Source organism: Longimicrobium sp. (assembly GCF_036280135.1).
Lineage (GTDB): Bacteria > Gemmatimonadota > Gemmatimonadetes > Longimicrobiales > Longimicrobiaceae > Longimicrobium.
In genome coordinates, this window is the sequence record NZ_DASURI010000338.1 from 1 (window position 1) to 6149 (window position 6149).

General features: G+C 69.7%; 7 protein-coding genes. 4 read left to right on the plus strand and 3 right to left on the minus strand.

The genetic code is table 11. The features are described 5' to 3' along the window. The 3 genes from VFZ20_RS10610 to VFZ20_RS10620 form a co-directional block, all read left to right on the plus strand. On the plus strand, positions 1-990 hold a 990-nt coding region (locus VFZ20_RS10610; protein WP_329683844.1), incomplete at its 5' end, for a M28 family peptidase. A 125-nt stretch (positions 991-1115) separates the two neighbouring features. Continuing rightward, complete coding sequence (locus VFZ20_RS10615) at positions 1116-1682, plus strand: hypothetical protein (protein WP_329683845.1); 567 nt, start codon at positions 1116-1118, stop codon at positions 1680-1682. Then, the gene (locus VFZ20_RS10620) at positions 1679-1945 is read left to right on the plus strand and encodes a hypothetical protein (protein WP_329683846.1); all 267 of its coding nucleotides are present in this window, start codon (positions 1679-1681) and stop codon (positions 1943-1945) included. The genes VFZ20_RS10615 and VFZ20_RS10620 overlap by 4 nt, the downstream gene beginning before the upstream one ends. A 272-nt stretch (positions 1946-2217) precedes the next feature. Here VFZ20_RS10620 and VFZ20_RS10625 read toward each other — a convergent pair whose 3' ends face one another. The 3 genes from VFZ20_RS10625 to VFZ20_RS10635 form a co-directional block, all read right to left on the minus strand. After that, a complete protein-coding gene (locus VFZ20_RS10625) occupies positions 2218-2607 on the minus strand; it encodes a hypothetical protein (protein WP_329683847.1) in 390 nt (129 codons plus the stop codon). A gap of 235 nt (positions 2608-2842) precedes the next feature. Next, a complete protein-coding gene (locus VFZ20_RS10630; RefSeq protein WP_329683848.1) occupies positions 2843-3994 on the minus strand; it encodes a hypothetical protein in 1152 nt (383 codons plus the stop codon). 306 nt (positions 3995-4300) lie between these two features. Continuing rightward, a complete protein-coding gene (locus VFZ20_RS10635) occupies positions 4301-5173 on the minus strand; it encodes an acyltransferase (protein ID WP_329683849.1) in 873 nt (290 codons plus the stop codon). Positions 5174-5416: 243 nt separating this feature from the next. On the opposite strand from VFZ20_RS10635, the gene VFZ20_RS10640 reads away from it, so the two are divergent. Continuing rightward, complete coding sequence (locus tag VFZ20_RS10640) at positions 5417-5839, plus strand: YciI family protein (RefSeq protein ID WP_329683850.1); 423 nt, start codon at positions 5417-5419, stop codon at positions 5837-5839. Positions 5840-6149 lie beyond the last annotated feature (310 nt).

Below are 6149 nucleotides of genomic sequence, written 5' to 3' on the forward strand. Positions count from 1 at the left end.
CCCTGGCACACCGTCGTGGGCTCGTGGGCCAAGGAGCAGCGCATGCTTCCCCGCAGCCCCAGCCTGCCGGCGCCGCTGGGCGTGCGCGGGTGGATCACGGACAGCGCCGCCACCGCGCTGCTTTCCCAGGCCGGGCTGAACCTTGCGGACCTGCGCCGCCGCGCCGAGCGCCGCGACTTTCGCCCCGTGGCCACGGGCATCACGCTGGACGCGGCCTTCAGCAACACCGTGCAGCACCTGGAGTCGGAGAACGTCGTGGGCGTCGTGCGCGGCTCCGACCCCGCGCTGGCCAACGAGTACGTGGCGCTCAGCGGGCACTGGGACCACCTAGGCATCGGTCCAGCGGTGAACGGCGACAGCATCTACAACGGCGCGCTGGACAACGCGTCCGGCATCGCCGACCTGCTGGCGATCGCCCGCGTGGCCGCGCAGGGGCCCCGGCCCAAGCGGTCGCTGCTGTTCGTCTACGTGACGGGCGAGGAGTCGGGGCTGCTGGGCTCCGAGTACTTCGCGCTGAACCCCACTGTGCCCATCACCGGCATCGTCGCCAACCTGAACCTGGACGGCGGCAACCTGCTGGGCCGCGCGACGGACTTTCGCCTGCTGGGCGAGAACAAGAGCTCGCTGGGCGCGCAGTTCGCGCGGATGATCGCGCCGCGCGGCTGGCGCACGTCGCCGGACGAGCACCCGGAGCGCGGCTACTTCTACCGCTCGGACCACTTCAGCTTTGCCAAGGCGGGCGTGCCGTCCGTCAGCATCGCCGCGGGCACGCAGTACGAGGGGCGGCCGGCGGAGTGGGGCGCGCAGCAGGAAGAGGCGTACACGTCGCGCTGCTACCACCAGCCCTGCGACGAGTACCGCCCGGACTTTGACCTGGCGGGCGCCGCGCAGCTGGCGGAGCTGGTGCTGGACTTCGCCGTGGAGCTGGCGAACGGCGACGCCCTGCCCACGTGGGCCGCGGACGCCGAGTTCCGCCGTCCGGCCCGCTGAACGGCGGTGCGAGGGTACGGGGTACGAAGGTACGGAACGGCGTGCGGCGGATGAACATCCACCGGTCCGGCGGGGTTTCAGGGCTGCGCGTTGAAGGACATCCGATCCACAGGAGAGGCAACGGGATGAGAAAGATGCTGCGGGCCCTGCCCGCGCTGCTGGTGGCGCTGCTGGCGTTCGCGCCGGGGCTGCGGGCGCAGGACACGCCGGAGCAGGTGGTGCAGCAGTACTTCGACACGTTCGTCCGCGGCGACTACGCGGCCAACGTGGCGCTCATGCACCCCGACGCGCTCACGGACCTGCAGGAGATGATGTCGGGCATGGTCGCCCTCGTGGGCACGGAGGGCGACGACGGACAGCTGCGCGAGATGTTCGGCGTGCAGAGCATGGAGGAGTTCAACCGCCTTACGCCCGCGCAGCTCTTTGAGCGGCTGCTGCGCTGGCAGCTGGACAAGCCCGAGATGCGCGAGGTGCTGTCCGGCGCGCAGACCACCGTGCTGGGCCACGTGATGGAGGGCGACAGCCTGGCGCACGTCGTCTACCGCATGCGGATGGAAGTGGGCGCCATGAGCGTGGACCAGGTGCAGGTGGCGCCCGTCAAGCAGTCCAACGGCCAGTGGCGCGTGCTGCTCACGGGCACCTTCGCGGGGATGATGAACGCCGTGCCCCGCGCCGGCGCGTCGCCCGAGTGATGCTGCCCCCCGCCGACGAGGCCGCGCTGGGCGGCGGCGACACGGACGAGCTGTGCGAGCTGGCCGAGCGCGCCATCGAGACGGCCGCCGGCGACCTGGGGCTCAACCCGCTGCTCTTTGCGCGCGAGCTGGCCCAGGGCGAGATCGGCCTGCTGGTGTCGTACCTGCGCGCCGCGGCGGAGCACGTGACGGACCTGGACCTGCGTACCCGCATCGACGCGCTCCTCCACCGGCTGACCGAGTGGACGCAGGACGCGGAATGACTACAAACGGCTTTCCTCACGCAGAGCCGCAGAGGGCCCAGAGTACCGAAACTGCACTGATGGTGAATCCGAAGCTTTGACGGCGGCAGTTCAACCTCCCCCAGGGTTTTTGGGGGAGGTGGGCGAGCTCCGCGAGCCCGGAGGGGGCGCTCGCGCGGGGCCATGCAACACGCGCGAATCCAGCCAGAGCTTCTGATCAGCAGACGGAATGCAGAAGAGGCGGGACGGGGCTCGATGCCCGTCCCGCCTCTCTTCTTTCTCCCTGACGCGCGTCAGTCTTTCCTGCGCTCCAAGTTGCGCGCGTACTTGCGAAAGCCGTCCACCACGTCGTCGGCGTAGGCGAAGATGTTGCCTACCGCCACCTCGGCCTCCTTGGGCAGGGCCCGCTCCAGCGCCTCGATGGCGCGGCGGATGGCCTGCGCGCGGGCATGGCCCTGCGACTTTTCCACGTTGGGCCGGCGGCCCCGGCGGCGGCGCTGCGGCTTGCTTTCCAGCGCCGCGCGGCCTTCCTCCGTCACCTCGATCCAGCCGGAGCGCACTTCCTTGATGCAGGCGCGCGACTTGAGCGCGCGAACCACGCGCCCGTCCAGGTCCGCGGACGACACCGGTCCCGTCTGCCGGTTCAAAAACCGGAGCAGATCCGCCTGCTTTTCGTTCAGCATCAGTGACATGGCGGGAAAACTGTACGCGCGTCTGCAATAAATCAAGTGCGCTTTGTGCAGATTGCGACCACCCGGCCGATTTTTGACACGCCCTCGCGCGCATCGTGACATTCACCGGAGCGAACGGCGGAGGGACAGGGCAGAAACGCGCCAATCCTGTAACACCACGCATGCAAAGACGGCGGCCCGGGGCGAATGATGCCCCGGGCCGCCGTATTCCATCCACCCAGCCCGATCAGCCGCGCATGGTCTCGGGGTCGATGCCCTCGCGGGCGCACCACGCGCGGTACGCGGACGGCAGGATCTCCGACGGCTTGATCTCGCTGCGGCCGCCCCAGAACACGTTGGTGTAGCTGACGGGGATCCCCGCCTCTTCCAGGTGCTGGTCGATGGCCGCCTTGTGGGCCAGCACGGCTTCCTTTTCCGTCCCGTGCGCCACGCCCATGATGTTCACGCCGGCGAACTCCGGCCCGCCCTCGCGCCAGTAGGCGTGCGTCATGACGTAGTGACGGCCTACTTCGCGGCCGGCGTCCATCTCCTTGCCCGGCGGCACCTTCCAGTGGAACAGCGCGTTGTACCGCGTGACGCGCGTGCCCGCCGCCGACGGCTTTACGTGCTCCAGGAACGTGCTGAACCGGCCCACCACGCCGCGCTCGTTGAGCCCGCGCGCCGTGGCCAAAAAGACGTCCAGCGACACGCCGGCCTCGGCCGCGCGGCCCTCCCACGGGTGGTCCACGATCTCGTCCACGGCGAACTCGCGCTTGAGCGGCCCCAGCACCTGCCACTCCAGGTCCGTGAGCTCCACGACGACCGTGTCCTGGATGGCGCCGGGCTCGTCGCTGCGGGCGCCGGGCTCCACGCCGCGCCGGCGCACGTGGCCCACGCCCAGCGTGAACAGCGCGTTGGCGGGCAGCAGCTTGAACGCCTCGGCGCCCACGCGGCGGCGCAGGTACTCGGCGTGCTTCTCCAGCGAGAATCCCTGCGGCACCTTGAGCGTGGTCCACAGGCGGTACGCGCTGCCGGGCGTGTCGCCGTCCGTGCTGCGGATGACCACGTGCCCGCTGAACGGGTCCTCGCGGAACATGTAGGTGAACGCCGCGTCCAGCTGCTCGGGCGACACCTTCCACGCCACCAGGGCGCCGGGCGCCAGGTTGGTGGCCAGCATGGTCTGCCGCACGCGGCGGATGACGCCCGCGGCCAGCATGGCGCGGATGCGCTCCAGCACGGTTTCCACGGGCACGCCCGACAGGCGGCTGATCTCCTGGAAGGGCTCTGCCTGAAAGCCCTGGACGCGGTCTTCGGAGACGGCCAGGATCTGCGCGTTGATGGGATCCGTGACTTCCACGGGCACCGTCGCCGTCGTGCCGTCGATCATCTGCTCGCTCATGGACTGCTCGTTCGGGATCTGAACACGCGGATGATGCCGATGGACGTTCATCCGCCGCGGAGCAATATGGCGCCCCGCCCGCCCTGCGACAGGGGGAATTTCCTTACAAGGGCCAAGCGGGCATCGCGCCGGCAGCAACCCGCCCCTCCCCCCGTCCCCCGTCCCCGCTCGTTCCTCGCGGAGAGGGGGAGAACCGCGCCGACGCGCGGTGGCGGCCCCGGTGCACGTCGCTCGTGTGAAGTATACACCCTCTCCCGCGCAGTTTGCGGGAGAGGGTGCGAGCGACAGCGAGCGGGTGAGGGCCCCTCAGCCCTCGCCCGCGCCGGGCATGGGCGCCTCGCCGTCCTTGCGCAGGGTCACCTTGTACACCTCCGGCGGCGCGTTGGGCTTTACGCGGACGGACTTGGCGGGAATGCCCACGTTCACGTGGTACGGCCGCACGTCCTTGGTGGCCAGCGCCATGGCGCCCACCATCCCGTCGTGGCCCACGTGCGTGCCCGCCAGCACCGTGGCGTGGTAGGTGATGCGCACGCCGTCGTCGATCACCGTCTTGAGGTTGCTCACGTCGCGCTGGTCGACGATGGAGTGCGTGTGCGAGTAGATGTTGGCGTAGTCGCTGATGCTCACGCGGTCGCCCAGCACGATGCCGCCGCGGTCGTCCAGCAGCACGTTGCGGTGCACCACCACGTCGTCGCCCACCTCCAGGTTGTACCCGTAGCTGAACTCCACGAAGTGGAACGCCTTGAAGTTGCGGCCCACGCGCTTGAAGATGTACGGCGCCAGCAGCCGGCGGAACTTCACGCCCACGTGCACGTTGCCGCCCAGCGGGCTGCGGTCGAACATCTGCCACATCCACAGCAGCGGCTTGCGTTCGTAGAACCTGGCCTCGTCCACCTCGGCGTAGTATTCCGGCTCCAGCGTGACGTTGCGCGCGTCCATCTGCAGCAGCGCGGCCCGCGCGGCCAGCGGCAGCTTCGCGGGATCCACGTCCGCGTGGTGCGGATAAAAGAGGCCCGTGAGCGTGCGCCGGCACAGCTCCCACCGGTCCTCGCCGGCCTCCAGCTGCTGGCGGATCTCGTCCAGCCACTCGTCGTACAGCGCCGTGGCCGGGGCCGCGGGGTCCACCTGCTTCAGCGGATATATGGGCATGGATCCAGGCTCGTCCGTGGGTGCGTTCATCCCTCTCCAGGCGGGAAAGCTAACCGGCGCCCGTCCCGCATCGCAAACGTTGCGATGATGCGGCGGCTCGTCATCCCCCGGGGCCGGCCACTCGCGGCGGCGAACGCCCGGCGATACCCTTCACGCCCGCCGTGTCGATCCGGCGCCCTGCCGTTCGTCGGGATGGCAGAGGCAGGATCAGCCCGCCGAAAGGGGGGCCGGCAGCCCGGCCCGAACCAGGAATCCCTCGACGGAGACGGACCCATGAAGTTCATGATCATCGTAAAGGCCGACCAGAACTCCGAGGCCGGCATCATGCCCCCTACCGAGCTTCTGGCGGAGATGGGCAGGTACAACGAGGCGCTGGTCAAGGCCGGCGTGCTGCTGGCCGGGGAGGGCCTTCACCCCAGCTCCAAGGGTGCCCGCGTGCGGTTCTCGGGCGACACGCGCACGGTGATCGACGGACCGTTCACCGAGACCAAGGAGCTCATCGCGGGCTTCTGGCTCATCCAGGTGAAGTCGAAGGAGGAGGCCATCGAGTGGGTGAAGCGCGCGCCCAACCCCATGCCCGGCACGGAAAGCGAGATCGAGATCCGCCAGGTGTTCGACGCCGCCGACTTCGGCGAGGCGCTCACGCCCGAGCTGCGCGAGCAGGAGGAGCGCCTGCGCGCCGAGAGCGGCCAGTAGGCCTGATCCAGGGTTCCCGCCGGACGAACGACGCGCCGCGCCGCTCTCGCGAGCGACGGGGCGCGTCTCCGTTCCGGGCTGGACTCCGCGCGTCATCCCGAATCCGCATAAACACTGCGCACAGGCGTTGATTCCCTGAGGGAGCGCCCGCGCAGGACTTGCCCGCTCACAAGACTGCGGGCGCGACCGAAGGATCTCCTTCGCGGGGCAGGGATTTCGCGACTGGATCGGGTCCTTGCCGGGGCGGGAAGATCCTTCGGGGCCACACGCCTCGGTGCACGGTGGAGTTCGCGAGGGCCCCTCAGGAAAA

Excerpts from the sequence above, each read along its gene's own strand:
- VFZ20_RS10615 (WP_329683845.1), top strand. The coding sequence starts at position 1,116 with ATGAGAAAGATGCTGCGGGCCCTGCCCGCGCTGCTGGTGGCGCTGCTG.
- VFZ20_RS10640 (WP_329683850.1), top strand. The coding sequence starts at position 5,417 with ATGAAGTTCATGATCATCGTAAAGGCCGACCAGAACTCCGAGGCCGGC.
- VFZ20_RS10635 (WP_329683849.1), bottom strand. The coding sequence starts at position 5,173 with ATGAACGCACCCACGGACGAGCCTGGATCCATGCCCATATATCCGCTG.
- VFZ20_RS10625 (WP_329683847.1), bottom strand. The coding sequence starts at position 2,607 with ATGCTGAACGAAAAGCAGGCGGATCTGCTCCGGTTTTTGAACCGGCAG.
- VFZ20_RS10630 (WP_329683848.1), bottom strand. The coding sequence starts at position 3,994 with ATGAGCGAGCAGATGATCGACGGCACGACGGCGACGGTGCCCGTGGAA.